The organism is Agromyces sp. NPDC060279, from assembly GCF_042726785.1.
Classification (GTDB): domain Bacteria; phylum Actinomycetota; class Actinomycetes; order Actinomycetales; family Microbacteriaceae; genus Agromyces.
Window position 1 is genome coordinate 1582133 of sequence record NZ_JBHXBK010000001.1, and the last position, 24124, is coordinate 1606256.

25 protein-coding genes and 1 pseudogene are annotated in these 24124 nt (G+C 72.6%); 8 read left to right on the plus strand and 18 right to left on the minus strand.

What is annotated here, in order from left to right; translation table 11 throughout:
* Nucleotides 1-27: 27 nt before the first annotated feature.
* Genes ACFWE1_RS07465 through ACFWE1_RS07485 form a run of 5 tightly spaced genes read right to left on the minus strand, consistent with a single transcriptional unit; the run spans nt 28 to nt 4372 of the window.
* Nucleotides 28-375 (minus strand): hypothetical protein, encoded by a 348-nt coding sequence (locus ACFWE1_RS07465; RefSeq protein WP_376932829.1) that lies wholly within the window; start codon nt 373-375, stop codon nt 28-30.
* Complete coding sequence (locus ACFWE1_RS07470) at nt 375-1217, minus strand: hypothetical protein (RefSeq protein WP_376932830.1); 843 nt, start codon at nt 1215-1217, stop codon at nt 375-377. The genes ACFWE1_RS07465 and ACFWE1_RS07470 overlap by 1 nt, the downstream gene beginning before the upstream one ends.
* Before the next feature lie 43 nt (nt 1218-1260).
* Complete coding sequence (locus ACFWE1_RS07475) at nt 1261-2124, minus strand: amidohydrolase family protein (RefSeq protein WP_376932831.1); 864 nt, start codon at nt 2122-2124, stop codon at nt 1261-1263.
* Entirely contained in the window at nt 2121-3329 is a 1209-nt protein-coding gene (locus ACFWE1_RS07480; RefSeq protein ID WP_376932832.1) for a CaiB/BaiF CoA transferase family protein, read from the minus strand. Before ACFWE1_RS07480 ends, ACFWE1_RS07475 begins: the two co-directional genes overlap by 4 nt.
* A complete protein-coding gene (locus tag ACFWE1_RS07485; protein ID WP_376932833.1) occupies nt 3326-4372 on the minus strand; it encodes an alcohol dehydrogenase catalytic domain-containing protein in 1047 nt (348 codons plus the stop codon). The genes ACFWE1_RS07480 and ACFWE1_RS07485 overlap by 4 nt, the downstream gene beginning before the upstream one ends.
* 234 nt (nt 4373-4606) lie before the next feature.
* Between ACFWE1_RS07485 and ACFWE1_RS07490 the strand changes: the two genes are divergently transcribed.
* Nucleotides 4607-5683 (plus strand): ABC transporter substrate-binding protein, encoded by a 1077-nt coding sequence (locus tag ACFWE1_RS07490; protein ID WP_376932834.1) that lies wholly within the window; start codon nt 4607-4609, stop codon nt 5681-5683.
* Nucleotides 5684-6101: 418 nt separating this feature from the next.
* Here ACFWE1_RS07490 and ACFWE1_RS07495 read toward each other — a convergent pair whose 3' ends face one another.
* The 7 genes from ACFWE1_RS07495 to ACFWE1_RS07525 are packed head-to-tail and all read right to left on the minus strand — an operon-like array spanning nt 6102 to nt 12387.
* Nucleotides 6102-6500, minus strand: coding sequence for a RidA family protein (locus ACFWE1_RS07495; protein WP_376932835.1), 399 nt, complete (start codon nt 6498-6500; stop codon nt 6102-6104).
* Entirely contained in the window at nt 6500-7339 is an 840-nt protein-coding gene (locus ACFWE1_RS07500; RefSeq protein ID WP_376932836.1) for an ABC transporter permease, read from the minus strand. Before ACFWE1_RS07500 ends, ACFWE1_RS07495 begins: the two co-directional genes overlap by 1 nt.
* Entirely contained in the window at nt 7336-8169 is an 834-nt protein-coding gene (locus tag ACFWE1_RS07505) for an ABC transporter permease (protein ID WP_189084280.1), read from the minus strand. Before ACFWE1_RS07505 ends, ACFWE1_RS07500 begins: the two co-directional genes overlap by 4 nt.
* On the minus strand, nt 8166-8993 hold the full coding sequence (locus ACFWE1_RS07510) for an ABC transporter ATP-binding protein (protein WP_376932837.1): 828 nt from the start codon (nt 8991-8993) through the stop codon (nt 8166-8168). Before ACFWE1_RS07510 ends, ACFWE1_RS07505 begins: the two co-directional genes overlap by 4 nt.
* Nucleotides 8994-9031: 38 nt before the next feature.
* On the minus strand, nt 9032-10006 hold the full coding sequence (locus ACFWE1_RS07515) for an LLM class flavin-dependent oxidoreductase (RefSeq protein WP_376932838.1): 975 nt from the start codon (nt 10004-10006) through the stop codon (nt 9032-9034).
* A 3-nt stretch (nt 10007-10009) separates the two neighbouring features.
* Nucleotides 10010-11440 carry a dihydroorotase family protein gene (locus ACFWE1_RS07520; protein WP_376932839.1) on the minus strand — a complete coding sequence of 477 codons (1431 nt, stop codon included), beginning with the start codon at nt 11438-11440 and terminating at the stop codon, nt 10010-10012.
* The gene (locus tag ACFWE1_RS07525; protein ID WP_376932840.1) at nt 11437-12387 is read right to left on the minus strand and encodes an alpha/beta hydrolase; all 951 of its coding nucleotides are present in this window, start codon (nt 12385-12387) and stop codon (nt 11437-11439) included. The genes ACFWE1_RS07520 and ACFWE1_RS07525 overlap by 4 nt, the downstream gene beginning before the upstream one ends.
* Before the next feature lie 279 nt (nt 12388-12666).
* Between ACFWE1_RS07525 and ACFWE1_RS07530 the strand changes: the two genes are divergently transcribed.
* From ACFWE1_RS07530 to ACFWE1_RS07550, 5 genes and pseudogenes are all read left to right on the plus strand, one after another.
* Nucleotides 12667-13713: a putative F420-0 ABC transporter substrate-binding protein gene (locus ACFWE1_RS07530; RefSeq protein WP_376932841.1), complete on the plus strand. Its 1047-nt coding sequence runs from the start codon at nt 12667-12669 to the stop codon at nt 13711-13713.
* 29 nt (nt 13714-13742) lie between these two features.
* On the plus strand, nt 13743-14849 hold the full coding sequence (locus ACFWE1_RS07535) for a putative F420-0 ABC transporter permease subunit (RefSeq protein ID WP_376932842.1): 1107 nt from the start codon (nt 13743-13745) through the stop codon (nt 14847-14849).
* Nucleotides 14850-14880: 31 nt separating this feature from the next.
* A pseudogene (locus ACFWE1_RS07540) lies at nt 14881-15390 on the plus strand (ABC transporter ATP-binding protein); the annotation flags it as partial.
* 336 nt (nt 15391-15726) lie between these two features.
* Nucleotides 15727-16182: a hypothetical protein gene (locus ACFWE1_RS07545; RefSeq protein WP_376932843.1), complete on the plus strand. Its 456-nt coding sequence runs from the start codon at nt 15727-15729 to the stop codon at nt 16180-16182.
* A 148-nt stretch (nt 16183-16330) separates the two neighbouring features.
* Entirely contained in the window at nt 16331-16741 is a 411-nt protein-coding gene (locus ACFWE1_RS07550; protein ID WP_376932844.1) for a hypothetical protein, read from the plus strand.
* Here ACFWE1_RS07550 and ACFWE1_RS07555 read toward each other — a convergent pair.
* The 6 genes from ACFWE1_RS07555 to cofE form a co-directional block, all read right to left on the minus strand.
* Nucleotides 16713-17306 carry a hypothetical protein gene (locus tag ACFWE1_RS07555; protein WP_376932845.1) on the minus strand — a complete coding sequence of 198 codons (594 nt, stop codon included), beginning with the start codon at nt 17304-17306 and terminating at the stop codon, nt 16713-16715. The genes ACFWE1_RS07550 and ACFWE1_RS07555 overlap by 29 nt on opposite strands.
* Nucleotides 17307-17394: 88 nt before the next feature.
* Nucleotides 17395-18423, minus strand: a complete 1029-nt coding sequence (gene fgd, locus ACFWE1_RS07560; RefSeq protein WP_376932846.1) for a glucose-6-phosphate dehydrogenase (coenzyme-F420) — start codon at nt 18421-18423, stop codon at nt 17395-17397.
* Nucleotides 18424-18453: 30 nt separating this feature from the next.
* The gene (gene cofC / locus ACFWE1_RS07565; RefSeq protein ID WP_376932847.1) at nt 18454-19176 is read right to left on the minus strand and encodes a 2-phospho-L-lactate guanylyltransferase; all 723 of its coding nucleotides are present in this window, start codon (nt 19174-19176) and stop codon (nt 18454-18456) included.
* Nucleotides 19173-20171, minus strand: a complete 999-nt coding sequence (locus tag ACFWE1_RS07570) for a TIGR03557 family F420-dependent LLM class oxidoreductase (protein ID WP_376932848.1) — start codon at nt 20169-20171, stop codon at nt 19173-19175. The genes cofC and ACFWE1_RS07570 overlap by 4 nt, the downstream gene beginning before the upstream one ends.
* Before the next feature lie 165 nt (nt 20172-20336).
* Complete coding sequence (locus ACFWE1_RS07575; RefSeq protein ID WP_376932849.1) at nt 20337-21065, minus strand: GntR family transcriptional regulator; 729 nt, start codon at nt 21063-21065, stop codon at nt 20337-20339.
* Between the two features lie 93 nt (nt 21066-21158).
* The gene (cofE, locus tag ACFWE1_RS07580) at nt 21159-21929 is read right to left on the minus strand and encodes a coenzyme F420-0:L-glutamate ligase (protein ID WP_376932850.1); all 771 of its coding nucleotides are present in this window, start codon (nt 21927-21929) and stop codon (nt 21159-21161) included.
* 112 nt (nt 21930-22041) lie between these two features.
* Between cofE and ACFWE1_RS07585 the strand changes: the two genes are divergently transcribed.
* Both ACFWE1_RS07585 and ACFWE1_RS07590 read left to right on the plus strand, forming a co-directional pair.
* Nucleotides 22042-22347 carry a hypothetical protein gene (locus ACFWE1_RS07585; RefSeq protein ID WP_376932851.1) on the plus strand — a complete coding sequence of 102 codons (306 nt, stop codon included), beginning with the start codon at nt 22042-22044 and terminating at the stop codon, nt 22345-22347.
* A 145-nt stretch (nt 22348-22492) separates the two neighbouring features.
* On the plus strand, nt 22493-23995 hold the full coding sequence (locus ACFWE1_RS07590) for a cell wall-binding repeat-containing protein (protein ID WP_376932852.1): 1503 nt from the start codon (nt 22493-22495) through the stop codon (nt 23993-23995).
* The last annotated feature ends 129 nt before the right edge of the window (nt 23996-24124 follow it).

The following is a 24124-nucleotide window of genomic DNA, read 5'->3' on the forward strand; positions in this document are numbered from 1 at the left end:
TCGCCGACGCGCCGGGGACGCGTCCGGCTACGGGATGTAGTCGACGATCCCCTGCGGCGCCACGGCCGCGCGGTAGCGCTCGACCAGCTCGCGCCAGCCGGAGTCCGGCGTGTACTCGTGCTCGTACACCGCCTCGGTGAAGTGCCAGAGCAGGTACGGGTGCGCGCCGAGCGCGTAGAGCGCCGCGTAGTCGCGCGCCGCGAAGGCATCCCGCTCGGCCGTGGTGAGCTCCCGGTCGTCGCTCGGGCCCGTCGGTCCGCCGGCCCCGGCGAGCCAGGCGTCGACGACGGCGGCCGGGTCGGCGACGTACGCCGCGACCGCCGCGTCGCTCAGCTCCACCGCGCGGATGAACTTGTCGACCATGTACTTGCTCATCAGCGGCTCCCCCACAGGAAGAACGGACTCGAGGCGAAGCGCGACGGCGTCACCTCGGCGAAGTCGGCCGGACGGCCGCTCATCGCGGCGAGTGCGGCCACCGCGTTCAGGTATTGGTAGGTCATGCAGCCCGCCTCGAGGAGGCGCTGGAAGTCACTGCACACGCGGATGGCGCCGTCGAGATCGCCGTCGCGCATCCACGACGCGGCCGCCTCGTCGAAGTCCTGGTCGGGCGACCCCGCGAAGGTGCGCGGGCCGCCGACGTCGTTGGCCATGTGCCCCGAGGTGAGGATCGCGACGCGGGCGTCCGAATCCCAGCGCGCGATCGCGTCGCGCAGGTGCTCGCCGAGCGCGACGAAGCGGCGCACCGAGGGCACGGGCGGCATCGAGGCGTTCGTGTGGATCGGCACGACCGGCAGGTCGAGCTCGGGCCGCACGTACTGCAGCGGGATGACGTAGCTGTGGTCGAGCCGCCACTCCAGGCTCACGGCGAGGTCGATCGTCTCGGGCAGCACCGTGCGCCCGGTGATCTCGTCGGCGAGTTCGCGGTGCCCGGCGAGCTCCACGTACTCCATGCCGAAGGTGCGCACCTCGTTCTCCCAGGTGCCGTGGTACGACTCGGCCTTGCCGACGACGAACGCCGGCGAGTTGTCGTAGAAGAACTGCCGCACGTGATCGGTGCCGATGACGACGAGCACGTCGACCTCGTGCGCCGCGACCGCCTCGCGGATGCGGGCGAAGTTCGCCGCGATCGGCTGCAGGTCGTCGGGCACGGGGTCGTTCATCGCCCGCCAGAGCAGCGGGTTGTGCGGCGTGGCTGCCGCCAGGACGAGCTCGGCCATGTGGGTCCTTCCGGAGGTGCGGGGGGATGGGTCGGGGCGCGGCTCAGATGCCGAACAGGGTGCGCGCGTTGTCGAGGAGGATCTTCTGCCGGGACTCGGGCTTGAACGGCAGCTCGGCGAACTCCGTCATCCAACGGTCGGGCGTCATCACGGGCCAGTCCGAGCCGAACAGCACCCGGTCCGTGATGAGCGAGTCCGCGTAGCGGACCACCTCCGGCGGCAGGTACTTCGGCGCCCAGCCCGACAGGTCGAGGTACACGTTCGACTTGTGCCAGACCATCGCGAGGTTCTCGAGGTGCCACGGCCAGGCGGGGTGCGCGCTGATGATCTTCAGCTCTGGGAACTCGGCCGCGACGTCGTCGAGGTACGGCACCGGCCGCGAGTTCTCGAGCCGGTATCCGCCGCCGCCGGGGGTGCCGGCGCCCGCGCCGGGGAAGCCCGAGTGGAACATGACGACGAGACCGAGCTCCGCGCAGGTCTCCCAGATCGGGAAGAAGCGCCGGTCGTTCGGCAGGAACTTCTGCCGTGCCGCGTTGAGCTCGCCGACGCCCTTGATGCCGTACTCGGCGTGCATGCGGCGGATCTCGGCGATCGCCGCCTCGCCCTTCCACGGGTCGATGCCGGCGAAGGCGATGAAGGCGTCGGGATGGTCCGCCTGCGCCTTGCCGAGCAGATCGTTCGGCGCGCCGGGGATGCCCGAGGTCGTCTCGGAGTCCGAGTTCACGATGACGGCCATCATCTTGCGCTCGCGGTACTGGTCGGCCTGCTCGGCGAAGGAGACCACGGGGCGCTCCCGGCCGAAGTGCTTCGCCATCTGCTGGTGGCGCTGGCCCATCGCCCGCAGGAACTCCTCGGTCTGCGGGTGGGTGTGCACGTCGATGGCGACGAGCTCGTCGAGACGGCTCATGCGCGGCTCCTCTCGGGGGTGGCGGATGCGGCGGATGCCTCGGGCGCGCCGGCGGCGTCCCCGAGCCGCGGCGCCCCGAGCAGTTCGGCGCCGTGCTGGCCCAGCCGCGGAGCCGCAGCGAGCGCGGGTCGGCCCGAGCGGTGGAAGCGCGTGCTCGGCGCGGGCACGCGGAGGGGCGCGCCATCCGGTCCCGCGATCTCCTCGACCAGCTGCATCGCAGCGATCTGCGGGTCGTCGAAGAGGTGCGCCACCGTGTTCAGCGGACCGTGCGGGATGTCGTGCGCGACGAGCCGGTCGAGCCAGTGCTGCCGGGGCATCCGCGCCGTCGTCGCCTTCAGCTCCGCGTCGAGCTCGTCGTAGTTGCGCACCCGGGCCTCGCGCGTCGCGAACCGCGGGTCGTCGGCGAGCTCGGGGCGCTCGAGCACCTCGAGCAGCCCGGTCCAGAACTTCTCGGGGACCGACATGTGGATGACGAAGTCGAGCCCGTCGGAGCCGCGGCACGCGTAGGCCTGTGCCCGGCGCGGCCGGGAGTCGGGCCCGGCGACCTGGCCGGTCTCGAGGTACGTCGAGGCGGCCTCGGTCAGGAAGTCGATCAGCGAGCCGACCATCGAGACCTCGACGTGCTCGCCGGGGCCGGCGTCGCCGCGGGCGTGCAGCGCCGCCAGCACGGCCTGCGCGGCCGACATGCCCGAGAGCAGGTCGGAGAAGGCCGGGCCGAGCGGCCGGAGGAGGTCTTCGGGCACGACCTGGCTGTACATGCCGCCCACGGCCGAGATCACGGTGTCGTAGGCGGGGCGCTTCGCGTACGGCCCCTCGGGGCCGAATCCGGTGATGGCGCAGGAGACGAGGCGCGGGTTCACCCGGGCGAGCACGTCCGGGCCGAAGCCCAGGCGCGCGGCGACGCCGGGCCGGAAGTTCTCGATCAGCACGTCGGCGTCGCGGGCCAGGTCGAGGAGCGCGGCGAGGCCGGCGTCGCTCTTCAGGTCGAGCACGACGGCGCGCTTGCCCCGGTTGTACGCGGCGAACTGCGGGCTCATCTGCCCGCTGCCCTCCCAGCGGCGCATGGGGTCACCCTCGGGCGACTCGACCTTCACGACGTCGGCGCCGAGGTCGGCGAGGAGTTTCGCGGCGTACGGCCCGGAGATGTACTGGCCGAGCTCGATGACGCGGACGCCCGCGAGCGGGCCGCTGGGGGTGGGGGTCATGCGGGGAGGTCCTCTCCTCGTGCTGCACGGGGGACGGGGGATGCGGTGACCTCGACGATCACCTTGCCGGGGGCTGTGCGGGGCGCGCGGTAGGCATCCGCGATCCGCTCGAGCGGGAACCGCGCCGCGACGGGCGGCACGACCCGGCCCTCGGCGACGAGCTTGAGCGCGCGGCGCACCTGGGCGAAGTCGGCGCTCGCGACGCCGACGAGCCGCAGCCGGCGCAGGTAGAAGCTGCGCTGGTCGAGTTCGAGCACCGGGTCGACGGAGGCGGCGCAGGTCACGGCGCGGCCGCCCCAGGCGAGCGCGGCGATACCGGCGGCAAACGTCGGCCCGTGCCCGCCGACGTCGACGACCGCGTCGAAGGGCGCCTCGGCGGCGAGCCGCTCGTGGAGCTCGGCGGGCGAGCCGGCGCGGAGCACGCGGGCGCCGTCGGGCGCGAGGGCGGCGGAGCGGGATGCCCCGACGGTCTCGGCCCCGCTGGCGACGCCGAGCTGCAGCGCGATCTGGCCGAGCATGCCGCCCGCGCCGGTGACGAGGAGCCGGTCGCCCTCGCCGACGCCGATCGCCTCGAAGGCGTTCAACACGATGGGCACGGTGTGCACGGCGGCGGTGGCGAGGGCCGCGGGGATCTCGCCACGGTCGATCGCGTTGCGCTCGGGCACGGTGACGAACTCGGCGGCGCCGCCGTTGCGGTGCACGCCCAGCACGGTCTGCGCGGGGCAGTCGGCCTCCCGGCCGGCGGCGCAGCTGCGGCACTCGCCGCAGGGGATGTTCGGCTTCACGACGACCGGCCGGCCGAGGCGCGCCTCGCTCATGCCGGGCCCGACCGCGACGATCGTGCCGGCCGGGTCGATGCCGAGCACGCGGGGGAGCTTGGCGGCGGCGCCAGGGCCGATGCCGGCGATGACGTTGCGGTCGAGCTGGTTCACGCCGACGGTCTCGACGCGCACGAGCACCTCGCCCGCGCCAGGAGCCGGGACCGGCACCTCGGCGACGGCGAGCGCCTCCAGGGTGTGATCGGTGAGCAGCGCTGCCCGCACTCCGCCTCCTCGCGTCGTCTTTCTGGATACGGTATCCAAAATTGCAACCCGCGTCCAGTGCTACGAGCATCCCATCCGGGCGGGCCGACGCGCCGCGCCGAGGTCTCGTGCGGGCGTGCCGGAAAGAGGGCATGGACAGCCTGCAGCAGATTGGATACCGTATCCATACTCGCGGACGGTGCCGTTCCCGCGGGATCCGACCGCGAGGGTCTATCCCGCCAAGAATGGAGAGTCATGCGCAAATCCATCCCCCGCAGCAGCCTGGCGGCTGCCGCCGGCATCGCAGCACTGGCGCTGCTCGTCGGCTGCAGCTCCGCCGCACCGGCGCCGTCCGGCCCGGTCGATCTCGGCGACGGCGAGCCCGGCCCCGCCGAGGACACCGACATCACCGTCGCCATCCCCTTCCCCGACGTCACGATGTACTCGATGTACGTGCTCGGCACGGACCTCGGGTACTACGAGGAGGAGGGCCTCACCGTCGAGGTCATCACCGCCGACAACGTCACCGCGGCCGTCGCCTCGGGCAGCGCCGACATCGGCGTCGAGTCGACCGGCACCGTCATCGAGGCGATCCGGGGCGGCGTCCCGATCGAACTCGTCGGCGGGCACTACTGCCGGCAGAACTTCGACTTCGCGGTGCAGCAGGGCATCGACTCGGTCGAGGACCTCGACGGCACGACGGTCACCCTCGCCGGCACCCCCGGCGACCCGGCCGAGTTCCAGCGCAAGCTGGTGCTGAAGGAAGAGGGCTGGGACCTCGACACCGTGAACGTCGAGGTCGTCTACCCCGGCCCCGGCTCGGAGTCCTGGACCGAGTTCTTCGTCAACGACCGCATCAGCCTGCAGCCGTTCTACACCGATGACCGGCCCGCGCTCGAGGAGCACGGCGCGAACATCATCGTCGAGGCGCTGCGCAACTGGGCGAACGATGTCCAGGTCGCCGGCTCCGACTGGGCGAAGCAGAACCCGAACACGCTCGTGCGGTTCCTCCGCGCGACGCTGAAGGCGGCCGACTTCATGACGGCGCCGGCGCCGGGCGAGTTCCCGGAGAACGTCGACGAGGTGCTCGACATCTACGAGGCGAACGACTTCGACGTGTCGGCGCTCCGCGGCTCGGACAGCGTGTGGGTGCTCGACGGGCATCTCGCCTGCTCGAACCTGTACTTCGACCAGGAGGCGTGGGACACCACGATCGAGACGCAGTCGCTCGAGCCGCTCGAGTTCGACGCGGGGCAGCTCGCGTACCTCGAGAAGGCCCAGGAGCTCGTCGGCGTCGAGAACGACCCGCCCGCCACCCTGCCCTACCCCTGATCGGGCTTCGCCCCGATCCTCGGAGCCCCCGCCGCAGCGCATGACGGCGGGGGCTCCGTCACGTCCGGCCTCCGGCCCCGGCATCCACCCGGCAAGACGTCACTCTTCGCGGGTGCGCGGGCGCCGCCACCCACCAATAGTGACGTCTTGCGGCGCGGAGGCGGGGCCGGGGGCACTGGGGCAGGCCGGGGCGGGGCACGGGGCGGGGCGGGGCCGGGGCAGGGCGGGCGGATGCCTCGCCGAGGGCGGCAGCGCCAGTTCGCACCGATTGCGCCACCTGGGCTGGCGCACCGACGCCGAAGTGGCGCGCTCGCATGCGCGGGCGCGACGAAGCCGGCCCCCGTCATCGCGCATGAAACGGGGGCCGGCAGTCTCTCGCCACGAGCACCGCAAGCACGGCCGCACGCAGCGCCGCGACTCAGCCCGGGGGCACCGCCGCGATCGCCTCGATCTCGAAGCGGTAGTCGGGCCCGGCGAAGCCGGCCACCTGGATCAGCGTCGACACCGGGAAGTCGTGCGTGAAGTACCGGGCGCGGATGGCCCGCAGCTCGTCGCGCACGAGCTGGAAGTCGTCCCGCACGAACACGTTCACCTTCACGACATCCGCCGCGGTCGCCCCGGCCGCCTCGAGCACCTTCACGAGGTTCTCGAAGGCGAGCTCGATCTGCGCCGCCGGCTCGGCCGGCATCGTGCCGTCGGGCCGCATGCCGATGATCCCGCTGAGGAACACCAGGTCCCCGCCGGAGACCCGGATCGCCTGGCTGAAGTCCGCCGTGGGCGGATACACGCCCTCGGGGACGACGATCTGCTTGCGCATCAGGAGGCCCCCGCGATCTTCCGGTCGTCGTACCACGGCGCCAGTCGGCGTCGCAGCGTCGAGATGAGCAGCAGCGTCAGGTTCGCGATGATCACCATCACGATGACCATGGCGATCGCGTCGTCCATCTGGAACTGGTACGCGGCGTACTCGAGCATGTGCCCGAGCCCGCCCGTGCCGCCGAGGAACTCGCCGAGCACCTCGCCGGTGAAGCCGAGCGCCGCGCCGCGCTGGATGCCCGACAGGCTGTACGGCAGCGTCGCCGGCACGATGATCTTCCAGCCGAGGGCGACGCCGTTCACGCCGTACACCCGGCCCGCGTTCACGAGCGAGGTGCTGACCGTGACGGCGCCCTCCATCGTGTTCAGGATGATCGGGAACACCGCCAGCAGGAACACGAGCGCGATCTTCGACTCGCTGCCGAGCCCGAGGCCGAGAATGAACAGCGGCGCGAGCGCCACCTTCGGCGTCGAGTACAGCAGCCAGAGGAACGGCGCGACGGTGAACCGCAGCACCGGCGACCAGCCGACCGCGAGGCCGACGGTGACGCCGACCACGACGGCGATGACGAGGCCGATCGCGACGTTGCCGAGGCTGTAGCCGAACGCGCCCCAGAACTCCGGGTCGACGAGCAGCTGGCCGAACGACACGGCGATGGCCGTGGGCGGCGGCAGGAACGACGCCGGGATGAGCTGCAGCCAGCTGACCGCGGCCTCCCAGATCAGCAGGATGGCGGCGACGACGCCGACGAGCAGCCAGGTCCACTTGGCCTCGCTCCGCCGGATCACCCGCCGGGGGCGCACGATGCGCATCGTGCCGGTCGCACTGGTGACGGTCATCGCCGGCCCTTCCTCGTCCACGGGGCGGCCCATCGTTCGACGAGGGTCACCACCTGGGTCATCCCGACGCTCCACGCCACCACGATCGCGATCGCGGCGAACGCCTGGTCGGTCTGGTACGTGTTGGCCGCCTTGATGATGAGCGCGCCCATGCCGGAGGCCGAGCCGGCGAGCTCCGCGACGACCATGCCGATCGTCGCGAGCACGACCGCCTGCCGGAGCCCGGCGAAGAGGAACGGCACCGTCGACGGCAGGTACACCGAGCGGTACAGCTGCGTGCGGCTCGCGCCGTACACCTTGCCCGCACGGATGATCGAGGCGTTCGTGGTGCGCATGCCCGCCGCCACGTTCAGCAGGATCGGGAACAGCGCGCTCACCGCCACGAGGAAGATCACCGGCCCGATGCCGAAGCCGAACCAGGCCTTCGCGAGCGGCTGGTACGCGATCGTCGGCGTCGCGTAGATCGTCCACGCGATCGGCCCGACGACCCGGTCCATGGGCAGCGAGCTGCCCATCAGCAGGCCGACCGGGATCGCGATCACCGCGGCGATCGCGAAGCCGATGAGCCACGCCTGCGCCGAGATCAGCATGTTGGGCCACAGCGTGCCGCCCGCGACGAGCTCGACGAAGCCCTGCGCGATGGCGGTGGGCGGCGGCAGGAACACGGGGTTGATCCAGCCGAACACCCCGACCACGAGCTGCCACACGACGAGCATGACCACGACCTCGATCGCGAGCACGCCCGCCTTTCCCGCCGGACTGAGTCCGGCGAGCCAGGCGCCGATGCCGCCCCGCCCGAGGTTCGGCCCGGCGGCGAGGAAGGCGCTCATTTCGAGACCGCCGCCGCCGTGGCCTCGCCCTGCAGGGCGTCCCAGAGGTGGTCGCGCAGCTCGAGGAAGCGCGGATCGTGCTGGATGCTGCGCTCGGAGCGCGGGCGCTCGAGCCCGGTCTCGATGATCTCCTTGATGGCGCCGGGGTGGCTCTTGAACACCACGATCCGGTCGCCGAGGAGGATGGCCTCCTCGATGGAGTGCGTGATGAACAGCACCGTCTTGCCGGTGGCGGCCATGAGCTTCTCGATCTCGTCGCGCATCACCTCGCGGGTGAGGGCGTCGACGGCGCCGAGCGGCTCGTCCATCAGCAGGATGCGCGGCTCCGCCACGACCGCCCGGGCGAGGCCCACGCGCTGCTGCATGCCGCCGGAGAGCTCCCGCGGGTAGGACTGCTCGAAGCCGGCGAGCCCGACGAGCTCGATCGCCTCCTGCACGCGGTCCCGCCAGCCGGCGCCCTTCAGCTCCTTCTGCATCTCGAGGCCGAACTTCACGTTGTCGAAGACCGTGCGCCACGGCAGCAGCGCGTAGTCCTGGAACACGACCGCGCGGTCCGGCCCGGGCCCGGTGACCGGTGAGCCGCCGACGAGCACCGTGCCCGTCGTCGGCTTCACCAGTCCCGCGACGACGTTCATGAACGTCGTCTTGCCGCACCCCGACGGCCCGAGCACGGTGATGAACTCACCCTCGTGCACGTCGAGGTCCACGCCCTCGATGGCCGTCAGCCGCTTGCCCGTTCGCGCTACGTCGTAGCTCACCGACAGGTCGCGCACCGAGATCAGCGGCGCACCCGCCTCGTTCCGTTCGATTGACGTCGTCGTCATCTCATTCTCCATTTCGGGGGCGCGGCGGAGCTGCCGCGTCAGCGCATCTTCGGCAGCACCTCGCTGCCGAGCAGCTCGATCTGGTCGAAGAACTTGTCGAACTTGAACCGGAAGTCGAACACGACGTGCTCGACGCCCGTCGCCTCGAACTTCTTGAGCTCGGCGACCGCTTCATCGGGGTTGCCGACGATGAGCTGGCCTTCCAGGTCCTCGACGGTCTCGAAGCTACCCGACGGCGGCTTGACGGCGAACTTGGCCTTGTTGGCCCAGGCGAGCAGGCCGGGCACGTTCACGTGCTTGAGCGCCTCCTCGCGGGTCTCCTCGATCGAGGTCGGCGGGATGACGGCGACGGTCGGCATCGGGCGGCCCGAGGCATCCGTCATCTCCTTCATGACCTCGATGCGCTTGGCCATCGAAGCGAGGGAGATGCGACCCGGCATCCAGCCGTCGGCGTACTCGGCCGCGAGTCGCGCCGAGCGCGGCGTCGCGCCGCAGTACCAGAACGGCACCCGGCCGCCGACGGGCTTCGGTTCGATCGTCACGTTCTCGAAGGAGAAGATGCCGTCGTCGTAGGTGACGTCGTTCTCGGTGAACACGCGCTTCAGGATCTCGGCGTTGGAGCGCACCATGTCGACGCGGTTGAGGTCGCCCCAGCCGATCGCCTCGAACTCGTGGTCGAAGGTGCCGGCGCCGAAGCCGAGGATGAGGCGGGGCCCGAGGAGCTGGGTCATCGTGCCGGCCATGAGGGCGGTGACGAGCGGGTGGCGGAAGGGGATCAGCGAGCCCGTGCCGAGCTCGAGCTTCTCGGTGACGGCGCCGATCGCGGTGAGCGTCGTGAGCGCGTCGTAGAAGGTGCGGTTCGGCTTCTCCATCTCGCCGTGCGGCTCGAACACCAGGTGGTCGCGCACCCAGACGGAGTCGAAGCCGAGCTCCTCGGCGCGCTTGGAGCCCTCGAGCAGCTTCTCCTTGCTCGCCTCTTCGCCGAAGTGCGGCAGCAGCAGTCCGAATTTCATGTGTCAGTTCCCTTCATTCGCGGCGAGCGCGGGTTCGGCGGCGCGTGCCGCATGTGCTGCGGCCGGGGCGGCCGCGAGCTTTCCGTGACCGGGGGCGCCGACGACCTCGCCGTCGGCGTACACGTCCTGGCCGCGCACGAGGGTGCGCTCGATGCGGGCGCTGATGGTGCGCCCGTCGTACGGGGTCCAGCCGATCTTCGAGAGCACGTCGTCGTTCGTGATCGTCCACTCGTGGGCCGGGTCGGCGATGACGAGGTCGGCGTCGGCGCCGACCTGGATGGTGCCCTTGACGCCGGCGAGGCCGAACTTGTCGGCGGGGATGGTCGCGACCATGTCGACGGCCCGCTCGAGGGTCAGCTCGCCGCGGTTCACGGCGTCGAGCATGAGCTCGTAGTAGTACTGGATGCCGGGCGTGCCGGTGTGCGCGCTCCACATCTCGGTCCAGCCGATCTCCTTCTCCTCGCGCGTGTGCGGCGCGTGGTCGGAGCTCGCGATGTCGATGGTGCCGTCGCGCATGCCCTCCCAGATGGCGGCCCGGTTGTCGTCGGGCACCCAGTAGGAGAGGGCGTACGGCCCGAGCGTCTCGACGTCGTTCCAGGTGGAGAGGAACGGCGCCCAGTGGTTCACCTCGCAGGTGACGTCGATGCCGGCGGCCTTCGCACGGCGCACCGCCTCGATCGAGCGGCGGGTCTGGATGTGCGCGATGTGCACGGGGCATCCGGATGCCTCGGCGAGGCGCAGCACGACGTCGATCGCCGTGTCCCAGATGACGCCCTCGCGGGCGGCGTACGCGGAGGCGTAGCCCTGCGGCGTGTTTTCGCCGCGGGCGAGCACCTCGCCCTCGATGTAGTCCATCAGCGCCTGGTCGTGCGGGTGCACGATGAAGCGCTTGCCGGTCTTCGCGATGCGGTCCATGATCTGCAGCAGGTGGCCGTGGTCGTGGATGCCGGTGCCGGCCGGGTGCGGGTAGGTGCGCCCGGTGTCGACGACCATGTAGATCTTGAAGGCGTTGATGCCCATCTCGGCCATCGGCTCGATCTCGTCGAACTTCGTCGGCGCGGGGTTGTGGTTCCAGTCGACGATCGAGGTCGAGGCGTAGCGCTCGAACACGTCGGTGAGGGTCTCGACGTCGACGGTCGGCGGGTTCAGGTTCGGCATGCCGAAGATGGTCGTGACGCCGCCGGCCGCCGCCTGGCGGGTCGTGGTGAGGATGTCGTCCTTGTGCTCGTAGCCGGGCTCGCGGGTGTGCACGTGCACGTCGACCATGCCGGGGAGCACGAGGCGCCCGGTGGCGTCGACGGTGCGCGCGGCGTCGATCGCGACGTCGGGGCCGACGAGGCCGGCGATGCGGCCGTCGTGCACGAGCACGTCGGCCCGCTCGGGGCCGGCGGGGGTGACGACGGTGCCGCCGGCGATTCTGAGGTCGATGGTCACTTCGGTGCCTCCATGAGCTCGATGGCCTCGCCCTGCTCGGACGAGGTGGTGGTGCGCACGACGACGTCGCTCGGCCGCACGTAGCGGTCGAGCCAGTCGACGATGAGCGGGGTGGTCTGCTCCCAGTAGCGGTCGTAGGCCGCGTAGTGGGTGGTGTGCCGCTGCATGATCAGCTGCTTCGGGCCCTTCGCCGCGGCGTAGAGCGCCTCGGCGTGGTCGGTGGGGGTGGTCGCGTCGCCCTCGACGCCGATCACAAGGAGCGGGGTGCGCAGGCGGTTCGCGGCGTCGATGGGGCGGTAGGCGAGGATCTCCTCGGCGCAGGACAGCGGGATGGCGCTGGGGATGCGGTCGTCCACGTCGGCCTTGATGTTCGTGGCGCGGCGCTCGGGGGTCGGCACCATGATCTCCTCGCGGGGGTGCACGAGCCGGCCCTGGCCGGTGGCGACGCGCAGCCGGCGGTCCTCCTCGAGGCTCGCGAGGAAGGCGAGCCAGGCGTGCTCCTCGCGCATGCGGTGCAGCCAGTCGGTGCCGTCGGCGACGGGCACCTGACTGACGGCCGCCTTGACGCGGGGGTCGACGTCGGCGAGCAGCACGGCGTTGCCGCCGCCGGTGCCGCCGGTGCCGAAGACGCCGATGGCGTCGGCGACGACGTCGTCGCGGGTGGTGAGGTAGCTGACGGCGTTCACGAGGTCCTGCAGCTGGCGCGCGGGCGAGAGGATGCCCCGGTCGCCCTCGGAGTCGCCGAAGCCCCGGTAATCGAAGACGAGCACGGCGAAGCCGGCCGCGACGAGCGCCTCGTGGTACCGCACGTAGAGCTTCGCGTCCTTGAGGCCGAGCCACCCCGGACCCTGCACGATGGCCCGGTACGGGCCCGGCGTCTCGGGCGTGCGCCAGATGGCGGCGATGCGATCGCCCTCGCTGTAGAACTCGACGCCTGTGCTTCTCATGCGGGTCCTCCCGGATCTCGACGCTTCGTTGCGCGGGGCCCGGCACGCGGCGGATGAATCGGCATCCGCGGTGTCGATCGGAAGCTTCCGATCGGGCCCGCCGAGCCCATCATGTCGTATCTTGGATCCAGAATCCAGTATTGATCCGAGATCGTGCTCGGAGCTAGGCTCTTCTGCGACGGCCGGGCGGGATTGCCCGGTGTCAGTGGTCCGGGATTGGGCCGCGAGTCGCCGACCTCGTCGGATTCCCCATCGCTCGCCCCTGCCCAGGAGACCCGCATGACCACCAGTCCCACCCGTCCCCGCCGTTCGGCCCGCAGCGCCCGCCTCGGCGGCCCCGCGCTCGTCGCCACCGCGCTCGGCCTCGCCGTCGCCTCGACCGTCGCGCTCGCCGGTTGCGCCGCGCCCGCCTCGGCCGAGCGCCCCGAGGCATCCGCCCCCGCCGCGAGCGGCTACCCGCTCACGATCGACAACTGCGGCACCGAGGTCACCTTCGACGCCGCGCCCGAGCGCGTCGTCACGATCAAGTCCTCCACCGTCGAGCTCATGCTCGCCCTCGGCCTCGGCGACCGCGTCGTCGGCACGGCGTTCAGCGACGGGCCGGTGCCCGAGCAGTACGCCGACGCCCTCGCCGGCGTGCCGGCCATTTCCGACAAGGTGCCCTCGCAGGAGGCCACCCTCGAGCTCGAGCCCGACCTCGTCTACGCCGGCTGGGAGTCGAACCTCTCCGCCGAGGGCGCGGGCGAGCGCTCGCAGCTCGCCGCGCTCGGCGTCGCGAGCTACGTCGCCCCGGCCGCCTGCAAGGGCGCCGGCTACATGCCCGATCCGCTGACCTTCGACGAGGTCTTCCGCGAGTTCGAGGAGCTCGGTGCGATCTTCGACGTACCGGATGCCGCGGCCGAACTCGTCGCCGAGCAGCGCGCCGCGCTCGACGCCGTCGAGCCGAACGCCGACGGGCTGACCGCGCTCTGGTACAGCTCCGGCACCGACACGCCGTTCGTCGGGGCGGGCATCGGCGCACCGCAGATGATCATGGACGCCGCCGGGCTCGAGAACGTCGCCGCCGACGTGCACGACACCTGGACCTCGATGAGCTGGGAGGCCATCGTCGACGCCGAGCCCGACGTGATCGTGCTCGTCGACGCCCCGTGGAACACCGCCGCGTCGAAGATCGAGCTGCTGCAGCAGAACCCGGTGACCGCGGCCCTGCCGGCGGTCGCGCAGCAGCGCTTCCTCGTCGTCGACTTCCCCGCGACCGAGGCGGGCGTGCGCAACGTCTCCGCCGTCGAGTCGCTCGTCGAGCAGCTCGGGGCGCTGGAGGGCTGATGCGCGCGGCCGGGCGGACGGAGACGACGGTGCGGGCCACGGGCCCGGCCGAGGTCGACGAGCTGCGCGCCGCACCGACGGGTGCGGTCCCGGGCGGCACGGGCTCGCGCAGCCGCCGCGGCGGCGGGCGCGCGCTCGCGGCGGGGCTCGTCGGGCTCGTGCTGCTCGCGGCGTCCCTCGTTGTCGCCGTCACGCTCGGCCCGGCCGAGCTCTCCCCCGGCGAGGTGCTCGCGAGCCTCGCCGCGCACCTCGGCTTCGGCGAGCCGACGCTGTCGCCGCTGCGCGACGGCATCGTGTGGCAGCTGCGGATGCCGCGCGTGCTCACCGCCGCGGCCGTCGGGGCGGGCCTCGCCCTCTGCGGCGCGGTGATGCAGGCCATCACCCGCAACCCGCTCGCCGACCCCTACCTGCTCGGCCTGTCCTCCGGAGCGTCGGTCGGCGCCGTCGTCGTGCTCGTGCTCGGCTGGGGCCTGCTGCTGCCGCTCGCGGCCTTCGGCGGCGCCGTGCTCGCGCTCGTCGCGACGCTCGGCCTCGCCCTCGCCGCCGGGCGCGGCGGCCGGCTCGCCCCGACGACGACCGTGCTCGCCGGCGTCGCCATCACGAGCGTGTTCGGGGCCATCACCAGCCTCGTCATCTTCTGGAGCGCGACGAACGACAGCTACCGCGAGATCCTCAACTGGCTGCTCGGCTCGCTCTCGGGCACCGATTGGACGTCGGTCACGATCGCGGGCGGCGCGCTCCTCGTCGTCGGCGCGCCGCTCATCGCGAGCGCCCGCACCCTCGACGCCTTCGCGGTCGGCGAGTCCGGCGCCGCGGCGCTCGGCGTGCACGTCGCCCGAAGCCGGGCGCTGCTGCTCGGCGGCACCGCGCTGCTCACCGGCGCGCTCGTCGCGGTGAGCGGCTCGATCGGCTTCGTCGGGCTCGTGCTGCCGCACGCGGTGCGGCTCGTCATCGGCCCGGGCCACCGCGCACTCCTGCCGCTCTCGGCGATCGCGGGCGCGATCTTTCTCGTCTGGGCCGACACCGGGGCGCGCACCCTGTTCGATCCGCGCGAGCTGCCGGTCGGCATCCTGACGGCCCTCATCGGCGGCCCGGTCTTCGCGTGGCTGCTGCTCCGCTCGAGGAGGACGGCATGAACGGCACACTGCTCCGCTCGAGGAGGAACGCATGACCCTGGATCTCGATCGGGTGCGCTTCGCCCGCGGCGGACGCACCATCATCGACGGCGTCGACGCGACGCTGCCTGGCGGCGCACTCACCGCGCTCATCGGCCCGAACGGCGCGGGCAAGTCGACGCTGCTGCACCTCATCGCCGCGATCGAGCGGGCCGACGACGGCGCACTGGCCCTCGACGGCCGGGACCTCGGCCGGATGCGCCGCCGGGAACGCGCCCGCCTCGTCGCCCTCGCCGAGCAGCAGGCCGAGCTCGACCCGCAGCTCACCGTCGCGGCGGCCGTGCTGCTCGGCCGCACGCCGCACCTCGGCGCCTTCGCCCCCGCCGGTCCGCGCGACCACGCCCTCGTCGCGCACGCGCTGGCCGCGAGCGGCGCGGCGCACCTCGCCGAACGCCAGATCGGGCAGCTCTCGGGCGGCGAGCGGCAACGCATCACGCTCGCCCGAGCCCTCGCCCAGGAGCCCGAGCTGCTGCTCGCCGACGAGCCCACCAACCACCTCGACCTCTCCGCCCAGCTGGTCGCGCTGGAACTGCTCGCGGGCCTCGCCCGGGGCGGCCTCACCGTCGTCGCGGCGCTGCACGACCTCAGCCAGGCGGCCGCGTACGCCGACCACGCACTCGTCCTCGCCGAGGGACGCGTCGTCGCCGCAGGCCCACCGCGCGAGGTGCTGACCGCCCGGCTCGTGCACGAGGTCTACGGCGTCCGCGCCGAGATCATCGACCACCCGATCACCGGCCGGCCGCTCGTCGCGGTCGCGGGCGGGGCGGCCGTGGAGGCGGCGGCCCCCGACACGGTCCCGGCCGGCACCGGCGGCGCCCCGAGCGCGTAGCCTGGAGGCGTGAGCGAATCGGTCGTCGACGGCATCGCCGCCGAGTTCCTGCACAACGCGAATCGCGGTCGACGCCTCGTCGCGGTCGACGGGGCGGATGCCGGGCGCGCCGCCCGCTTCGCCGACGCCCTCGCGCAGGCGATCGCCGCGGCATCCGGCGACGACGTCGTGCGCCGCTCGCTCGGCGCCGTGACCGAGGCGGAGCTGCGCAGCGGCACGGTCGAGCCGTTCCGCGCGGGCGAGGATGCCGGAGCCGACACCGTGCTCGTGGTCGACGGCCGGGGCCTCCTCGACGACGCGGTGCGCGGCATCTGGCACTTCTCGGTCTGGACCCTCGCGGGCGACGAACTGCCGCACACCGGCGCGAACGTCATCGTCGACCTCTCCGACGAGGGCGCACCGAGCCGGTACTTCTTCGACTACTGCGCGATCCCGCCGAGCGTGAACCGCCCCGGCCTGCACTGAGCCGCCTGGCGCTGGCCGCCCGGTCCCGCTCGTCGCGAATTGCACGACGAACCCGGCGGCGGCGGGGATGTCGCGGCGGGGGCGATGTGCAAGGATTGGGATCCCGATCATCCCGCTCGCGCCCGGCGAGCATGGAAGGAGCCCCTCGATGAAGCGGAACGGCACCGCGATGCTGGTCGCCCTGGCACTGGTCACCGGCGGGGTCTCCGCCGCGGTCGCTCCCGCACCGCCCGCCCAGGCGGCCACCGCCGGCTGCGCGGCAGCACTGGTGGGCAAGACTCCTCCCGGGCTGTTCGCCTGGGACCTCGTGCCCGGCCCGATCGTCGCGCACCTCACCCAGATCCAGCCGTCCGATCGAGTGCTCCTCCAGCAGAAGACGAGCAGCGGCTGGACGACGCGCGCGACGCTGACGAACCCCGACCGCTACCCCAAGATCCGGGCGAAGGCGGGCAAGGGCACCGTCTGGCGGGTGCTCGTGCAGCGCGGGCCGACGCCCGACGGCTACTGCGCCACGTACAAGTTCGGCCCGGTCACGAAGAAGACGCGCGCGACGCTGTAGTCGGGCCCGAGCCGGTGCCGAGGTCCGAGCGCTCCCAAACGGTGACGTTCCCGTTCGAGCTCGGAGCGAATCCCGCCTCGTCGAGGGCTCGTCGGGCGCGAGCCGAGAGTGGTCGCATGTCGTCGCGCGCGGCTTCCAGGATGGATGCCGAGGTGCGCAGCCCCCAGCTCCGACGCCCGGCATCCACGTCGATCCCGGGGAGGAACCGACGGCGCACCGTGATCCGGTCCACCTGCGAGAGGGGCACGATGAGCTCGCCGCGGGAATCGCGCCATCGGATCGAACCGGTGCTGATCGAGAGCACCCCCTGGCGGCGGAACGGCCGCGCGACCACGATGCCGAGGCCGGCGACGGCGAGGAACACGACCCCGCCGAGGAGCAGCAGCGGCTGCGGGCCGATCACCCCGCCGCGCGCATCGATCGCGAAGAACGCGGTGACAACGGCCGCGGCGGCGAGCAGGAGCGCGCCGGCGAGGGCGGCGTGCATGATGCCGCTGCGGGCTCGCAGCGCCGACATCTCGAGCTCGGCCCGCCCGTCGCGCACCACCCAGCCGTCCGACCCCATGGCACGAGTCTGACACGGCCGCCCGATGCCGAGGCCGGACCCGGCGCGCTCACCCACGCGCCGGGCCCGGAGCTCGAGTGCAGCCGCCTCAGCCGCGCGCGCGGAGGCGCGGCGCCAGGTCGCGCTCGAAGAGCTCGAGGAAGCGGCGCTGGTCGTGGCCGGGCGCGTGGAACACGAGGTGGTTGAAGCCCCAGTCGATGTACTGGCCGATCTGCTCGACGACGGCGTCGGGGTCGGTGCCGACGATCCAGCGCTTCGCGATCTGCTCGATCGGCAGCGCGTCGGCGGCCCGCTCCATCTCGACCGGGTCGGTGATGTCGTGCTTCTGCTCCTTCGAGAGCGAGAGCGGCGACCAGAACCGGGTGTTCTCGAGGGCGGCCTCCTCGGTCTCCTCGTAGGAGAGCTTGATCTCGATCATCCGGTCGAACTCGTCGAAGGTGCGCCCGTCGGTGCGCGCTGCGAGGCCCTCCTTCACGGCGGGCATGAGCTGCTCGGCGTAGAGCTCGGCGCCCTTGCCCGAGGTGCAGATGAAGCCGTCGCCGGCCCGGCCGGCGTACTTCGCGACCTGCGGGCCGCCCGCGGCGATGTAGATCGGCACGGCGGTCTCGGGGCGGTCGTAGATCGAGGCGTCGTGGGTCGAGTAGTACTCGCCCTCGAAGCTCACCTGCCCCTCCTCGTTCCACAGCGCCCGCATGAGGCGCACGGACTCGCGGAGCCGGGCGTACCGCTCCCGGAACTCGGGCCAGTCCTGCTCGCCCGCACCACGAAAGCCGGTGGCGATCTCGTTCAGCGCCTCGCCCGAGCCGAAGCCGGCGATGATGCGGTCGGGGTAGAGCACGCCGAGCGAGGCGAAGGCCTGCGCGAGCACCGCGGGGTTGTAGCGGAACGTCGGCGTCATCACGCTCGTGCCGATCTTCACGGAGCTGGTGCGCTCGCCGACGGCGGCCATCCAGGCGAGCGAGAACGGCGCGTGCCCGCCCGTGTGCCGCCACGGCTGGAAGTGATCGCTCGCGAACACCGACTCCATGCCGTGGCCTTCGGCGGCGACGGCGATCTCGACGAGCTCACGGGGGTCGAACTGCTCGGCGCTGGCCTTGTACCCGAGGGTGAGGGTCACGATTGGTCTCCTTCTGCTGGGAACTGCTGATCACTGAGAACGTGCGGGGGCCGCCTGGGCTTCCGCGGCGGGCGGATCGGATGCCTCGGCCGGCGCGTGCGGCAGCGCCTCGTCGGCGAAGGCGGCGACGACCTCGGCCGTGCGCGGGCCGACGCCGAGGCCGAGCGCGGCTTCGAGCGCTTCGACGGTGTCGACGTCACGACGCAGGCCGAGGTCGATGCGGCCGATGGCGGCGAGGTCGGCGAAGCCGGCGGCCCGGTGTGCGGCGGCGGAGTCGGGCCCGAAACCGGGCTCGAGGCCGGTGCCGGCGAGCGCGGTGACGAGCGTGGTGCCGGTGCCCTCGAGGTCGGCGACGAAGGCGAGCCGGTGGCCGCACGCGGCCTCGAGCGCCCCGTCGAGCGCGGCCGAGCGAAGTGCCGGCAGGTCGCCGAGGAGCACCGCGAGGTGCCGCCCGCCGCCGTGCCTGACGTGCGCGATGCCGAGCTCGATCGCCGCGGTCAGGCCGGGTTCGCCCGCCTCGGGCACGAGCTCGACGTCGGGGAGCGCGGCGAGCTCCGCACCGAGCTCGGGCTCTGCGGTGACCACGACGACCTCCGCGACGCGCTCGGCGCTGCGCACGGCATCCACCGTGTCGAGCGCGAAGGCGCGGGCGAGGGCCGCGCGCTGCTCGTCGCCGAGCTGCGGGCGCAGCCGCGACTTCGCCGCGGCGAAGAGCTTCACCGGGATGACGACCACCCAGTCGCCGCCGCTCATGGCCGCAGCCCCGGCAGGACCTCGCGGCCGAAGACCTCGAGCCACTCCAGCTGGTTGCGGCCGACGTTGTGCAGGTAGATGCGGTCGAAGCCGAGGTCGAGGTGGCGCTGGATCTCGGCGCGGTGCAGATCGGGGTCGGCCGAGACGACCATGCGACCCGCGAAGTCCTCCGGCCGCACGGTGCGGGCGAGCTGCTCGAGCTCGAACGGCGAGCGGATGTCGCCGCGGCCGAAGCGCATGCCGGCGATGGGCCACTCGGCGAGCGCGTTGCGCATCGCCTCCTCGTCGGTCTCGGCCCAGGAGAGGTGCAGCTGCAGCACGCGGGGCATCTTCGCGGCGTCGCGGCCGCCGTCGCGGGCGCCGTCGGCGAAGCGGGCGAGCAGCACCTCGAGGCGCTCCGACGGCCCGCTCTGCGTGATCAGGCCGTCGGCGACCCGGCCGGCCCGCCGCGCGGTGACGGGGCCGGCGGTCGCGATGTAGATCTCGGGGGCCGTCTTCGGCATGGTCCACAGCCGGGTGGACTCCATCTTGAAGCTGGGGCCGGCGTGGCGCACGTCGCGCCCGGCGATCGATCCCGCGAAGAGCTTCTTGATGAGCTCGACGGCCTCGAACATGCGGGCGATGCGGTCGGGCGGCTCGGGCCAGTACGCGCCGACGACGTGCTCGTTGATCGCCTCGCCGGAGCCGATGCCGAGCCAGTGCCGGCCGGGGTACATCGAGGCGAGCGTCGCGCTCGCCTGGGCGACGACGGCCGGGTGCATGCGGAACGTCGGTGTCGTGACGCCGGGCCCGAGGTCTCCCCGGGTTGCCGCGCCGACCGCACCCAGCACGCTCCACACATGCGAGGCCTGGCCGAGACGCGGCAACCACGGCTGGAACGGATCGGTGGCCATGGTGCCGCTGAAGCCGTGACGCTCCGCCGCAGCGGCGAAGGCGACGGCATCGGACGGAGGGAACTGCTCGAGCATGGCGGCGTAACCGATGTGCACTGACACCCCTCCATCCTGACGCGTCGTCGTACCGGCGTCACGCGAGCGAGCTCGCGAGGCGGGTCCACCTCCCGCGGGATCAGTCTTTCGGATACTGGATCCAAAAGCAAGTGCGCCGGGCGCGGCCTCGAATCAGCGCGCGGCGGCGCGCGGCGGCGTCGGCGCGGCGGCTCAGCGCGCGGCGGCGCCGCCCTCGGCGGAGAGCATGGCGAGCACGGCGTCGCGGACGCCGGTGAGATGCGAGCGCAGCACCTCGGCCGCGGCATCCGCGTCGCCCGCCTCGACGGCCGCGACGAGCTCCTCGTGCGAATGCCCGTGATCACCGCCGCCGACGAGCCGCCAGCCGAGCACGTAGCGGCCGACCTTCAGCCGCAGCTGCTCGATCATCTCCCAGTGCACCGGGCGGGAGGCGGCGCCGTAGAGCTCCGCGTAGAACTGGGTGCGGGCGTCGACGAAGTCGGCGCCCTCCTCCTCCGCGTCGGCCGTGCGGCCGAGCTCGCGCAGCCGCGCGATGCGCTCGGGCGTCATCTCGTCCATCGAGTGCCGCAGCGCGTCGATCTCGAGCAGCACGCGGATGTCGTAGACCTCGCGCGCCTGCTCCGCCGACAGGGCCTTCACGACCGCGCCGCGACGGGCGTGGAACTCGACGAGCCCGTCGGCCTCGAGCTGGATGAGCGCCGAGCGCACGGGCAGCCGCGACACGCCGATCGTCTCGGCGAGGGTCTCCTGCCGGAGCTTCTGCCCGGGGGCGAGCGTGCCGTCGAGGATCGCGTCGCGCAGGATGTCGTAGGCCATCGTGCCGACCGAGCGGTACCCCGCCTGGTGCCGCCCGGCCAGTTTCTGCAGCGCTTCGGCGCTCGGCGCGCTCGCTCCGGCGGTGCGGGTCTCGCGTTCGCTCATGGCGACGAGGCTAGCGGATGGATGGGCCCCGGGCACGCAAATTGGATCCAAGATTTCGGAACCACGGCGCGCCCGATGCGGGGCGCCCCTCGCTCAGCGCTCGCCACCCTCCGCCTGCGCCTCGTCGAAGCCCGCACGGTACCCCTCGTCGTACGCCTCGTCGGCGCCGAGCCGGAAGAGGTCGCGGTCGGAGGGCCGCTGGATGGACCGGGCCCCGGGCAGGTCGAGATCGCCCACGTAGCGGCCGAGCCCGCGGACGACGGCCACCGGCACCCCGGCGCTCTTGCCCTTCACGAGCTCGCCGGCGCCCGCGATCTCGTCGGCCACGCACGGCATGGTCACCGCGAGGGCCTTGCCCGACGCATCCACCTGTCCGCGCAGGTCGTCGAAGACGTGCACACCGGCCGCGCCGATCGCGATGTCGGTCTGCCCCTCGCGCCAGGGGCGGCCGAGCGTGTCGGAGAGGATGACGCCGACGCGGCGGCCGGTCAGCTCGCGCAGCCCGGTCGCGAGCGCGCGCGCCGAGCCGTCGGGGTCGACCGGGAGCAGCAGCACCGTGCCGTCCGGCGAGTTCGAGGCATCCACCCCTGCGGCGGCGCCGACGATGCCCTGCCGGTTCTCGACGATGCGGGTGACGCCGCCGTCGTACTCGCGCGTCGCGACCACGCGCACCGTCTCGGCGGTGATCGCCGCCTCGCGGTCGGATGCCTCGACGATCCGCCCCTCGGCCTTGGAGACGATCTTCGAGGTGACGACGAGGATGTCGCCGTGCTCGAGCGAGGCGGCCCCCGCGATGATCGCCGCCAGATCGGCGCCCGCCGTGATCTCGCCGATGCCCTCGACGCCTTCGACGCTGAATCCCATCGTCGCCTCCTCGCTCGGCTTCGATCATGGCAGCAATGCTGGGCGCGCGGCAGTCGGGCGATCCCGCTGGGTACACTTCCAAGGTGCTGGCCGCGCACGAGGAGGAGCCGCAATGTCGCAGTCCCGAGCGTCGCGCGACGAGATCTCGGCGCGGGTCTGCGGCACGATCGGCGTGCTGGCCGGCGCTGGGCTCGTCTGGATGGCCGCGTCGATCGGCTCGACGGGCGGGGAGTGGAGCTACTCGATGCTGGGCAGCTTCATCCCGCTGCTCTTCGCCCTCCAGGGCCTCCGGCTCAGCCGGGCGCCGGGCACGAAGTGGCCCCGCTACAGCCTCGTGACCTCGATCCTCGGGCTGGTGCTCGGCGGCGTGACGTTCGTCTGGTTCCTCGTGCTGCTCACGCAGTCCGTCAGCGTCTGAGCGTCGGACCCTCCCTGCTTCCGGACCGACCGAGCCGCCGCGCGACGATCGCGACCCCCGAACGGGGGAGTCGATTCGCGACGCTCCGCTCCGTATCGTCCGCAGCACGGCCCAATCGGAGCCGACCCTCCAGTAAGGAACCCAGATGACCCGACGCCCACGCGCGACGCCCTGGCACGCGACCATCGCCGCCGCGGCCTGTCTCGCCCTCACCGCGTTCGCCGCCCTCCCGGCGAACGCCGCGGAAGACGAGCCGCTCGATCGCCCCGTTCCCGAGGTGCAGAGCTCGGACACCGCGGCCGACGACCCCCTGGCCCCGCGGAGCCGCAACCTCGGCGTCTCCGCGGCCGCTGCCGCCGCGGAACTCTCCGCCACCGCCGGCTCGCAGGAGCTCGCCCCGCTCGCGGCGGCGACCGGGTCGATCAGCGGCACCGTCACCAAGATGACCGGGGCGAAGACGACGGCGCCGCTCGCCGGCGCCATCGTCTCCGTGCACCCGTACGACCCCTCGAGCGACACCCTGCCGCCGGCGGTCGCGACCGCGACGAGCGGGAGTACCGGCGCGTACACGGTCGGGACTCTGCCCGCCGGCCAGTACCTCGCCCTCTTCCGCGACCCGGCCAAGGGCACGAAGCTGCTGCCGGACTTCTGGAAGAACGCCGCCTACGCCTCCTCGGCGACGCCCATCACGGTGAGCGACGGCCAGGCGGCCACCGGCATCGACGAGATGCTCGCCCCGTTGCTGAGCGGCTACATCGCCGGCGCCGACCGCTACGAGACCTCGGCCGCGATCGCCGAGGACTTCCCCGCGGGCGTGGGCTGCGTCTACCTCGCGTCCGGCGCCAACTTCCCCGACGCGCTGAGCGCGGCCCCGGCGGCCGCGACGTGCGGCGGCCCGCTGCTGCTCGTGCAGCCGACCGCCCTGCCCGCGAAGATCGCCACCCAGCTCGCGCGCCTGAAGCCCGCCGAGGTCTTCATCGCGGGCGGCACCGGCGCGGTCTCCGCGAACGTCGAGAATGCGGTGAAGTCCCGGGTGCCCGCGGCGAACATCACGCGACTCGCCGGAGCCGACCGGTACGGCACCTCCCGCGCGATCGTCGACGCCGCGTTCGGCACGAGCCAGTACATCTGGATCGCCACCGGTGTCGACTTCCCCGACGCACTCGCCGCCAGCAACGCGGCCGCCGCCTACCGCGAACCGGTGCTCATCGTGCCCGGGCGCGCCGCCAAGGTCGATGCGGAGACCCTGAGGACCGTCGCCAAGCGGCAGCCGGACGCCGTCGTCATCGCCGGCGGCACCGGCGCGGTCTCGACCGGCATCGAGAACCAGCTCTGGTGGGACTACGGCAAGCTCCGCCTCGCCGGCAAGGACCGCTACGCGACCTCGATGGCGATCAACAACTGGGCGTGGAACACGCCGGGCAGCAGCTCGGTGTACGCCTTCGTCACGAACGGCACGAAGTTCCCCGACGCCCTGTCCGGCGCCGCCCTCGCCGGCGGTCGCTACGGCGCGCCGATGTACACGGTCCCGCCGAACTGCGTGCCGAACGTCGTGCAGCAGCACATCTCCGATCTGCGGGTCTACGAGGCCTACCTGATCGGCTACTTCTCGAAGATCTCCTTCGCGGAGCCGCTGAAGCGCTGCTGACCCGAGCCGATCGCGGTGGGGGGGGGGGGGGCTCCGGGGGGCCGCCGCCACGTTCCTTGGTTTTAGTGGTGTCGGGAGCGGAGAGGAGAACTGAGCCCCCGCACCCCGCCACCCCGGAAACCGAACCGA

Bases quoted from the DNA above. Each gene is read 5' to 3' on its own strand.
- ACFWE1_RS07470 (WP_376932830.1), bottom strand. From the start codon at position 1,217: ATGGCCGAGCTCGTCCTGGCGGCAGCCACGCCGCACAACCCGCTGCTC.
- ACFWE1_RS07480 (WP_376932832.1), bottom strand. From the start codon at position 3,329: ATGACCCCCACCCCCAGCGGCCCGCTCGCGGGCGTCCGCGTCATCGAG.
- ACFWE1_RS07555 (WP_376932845.1), bottom strand. From the start codon at position 17,306: ATGGGGTCGGACGGCTGGGTGGTGCGCGACGGGCGGGCCGAGCTCGAG.
- ACFWE1_RS07575 (WP_376932849.1), bottom strand. From the start codon at position 21,065: ATGAGCGAACGCGAGACCCGCACCGCCGGAGCGAGCGCGCCGAGCGCC.
- ACFWE1_RS07515 (WP_376932838.1), bottom strand. From the start codon at position 10,006: ATGAAATTCGGACTGCTGCTGCCGCACTTCGGCGAAGAGGCGAGCAAG.
- ACFWE1_RS07500 (WP_376932836.1), bottom strand. From the start codon at position 7,339: ATGACCGTCACCAGTGCGACCGGCACGATGCGCATCGTGCGCCCCCGG.
- ACFWE1_RS07585 (WP_376932851.1), top strand. From the start codon at position 22,042: ATGTCGCAGTCCCGAGCGTCGCGCGACGAGATCTCGGCGCGGGTCTGC.
- cofE (WP_376932850.1), bottom strand. From the start codon at position 21,929: ATGGGATTCAGCGTCGAAGGCGTCGAGGGCATCGGCGAGATCACGGCG.
- ACFWE1_RS07465 (WP_376932829.1), bottom strand. From the start codon at position 375: ATGAGCAAGTACATGGTCGACAAGTTCATCCGCGCGGTGGAGCTGAGC.
- ACFWE1_RS07550 (WP_376932844.1), top strand. From the start codon at position 16,331: ATGAAGCGGAACGGCACCGCGATGCTGGTCGCCCTGGCACTGGTCACC.
- ACFWE1_RS07495 (WP_376932835.1), bottom strand. From the start codon at position 6,500: ATGCGCAAGCAGATCGTCGTCCCCGAGGGCGTGTATCCGCCCACGGCG.
- ACFWE1_RS07525 (WP_376932840.1), bottom strand. From the start codon at position 12,387: ATGAGAAGCACAGGCGTCGAGTTCTACAGCGAGGGCGATCGCATCGCC.
- ACFWE1_RS07510 (WP_376932837.1), bottom strand. From the start codon at position 8,993: ATGACGACGACGTCAATCGAACGGAACGAGGCGGGTGCGCCGCTGATC.
- ACFWE1_RS07505 (WP_189084280.1), bottom strand. From the start codon at position 8,169: ATGAGCGCCTTCCTCGCCGCCGGGCCGAACCTCGGGCGGGGCGGCATC.
- ACFWE1_RS07475 (WP_376932831.1), bottom strand. From the start codon at position 2,124: ATGAGCCGTCTCGACGAGCTCGTCGCCATCGACGTGCACACCCACCCG.
- ACFWE1_RS07590 (WP_376932852.1), top strand. From the start codon at position 22,493: ATGACCCGACGCCCACGCGCGACGCCCTGGCACGCGACCATCGCCGCC.
- cofC (WP_376932847.1), bottom strand. From the start codon at position 19,176: ATGAGCGGCGGCGACTGGGTGGTCGTCATCCCGGTGAAGCTCTTCGCC.
- ACFWE1_RS07530 (WP_376932841.1), top strand. From the start codon at position 12,667: ATGACCACCAGTCCCACCCGTCCCCGCCGTTCGGCCCGCAGCGCCCGC.
- ACFWE1_RS07490 (WP_376932834.1), top strand. From the start codon at position 4,607: ATGCGCAAATCCATCCCCCGCAGCAGCCTGGCGGCTGCCGCCGGCATC.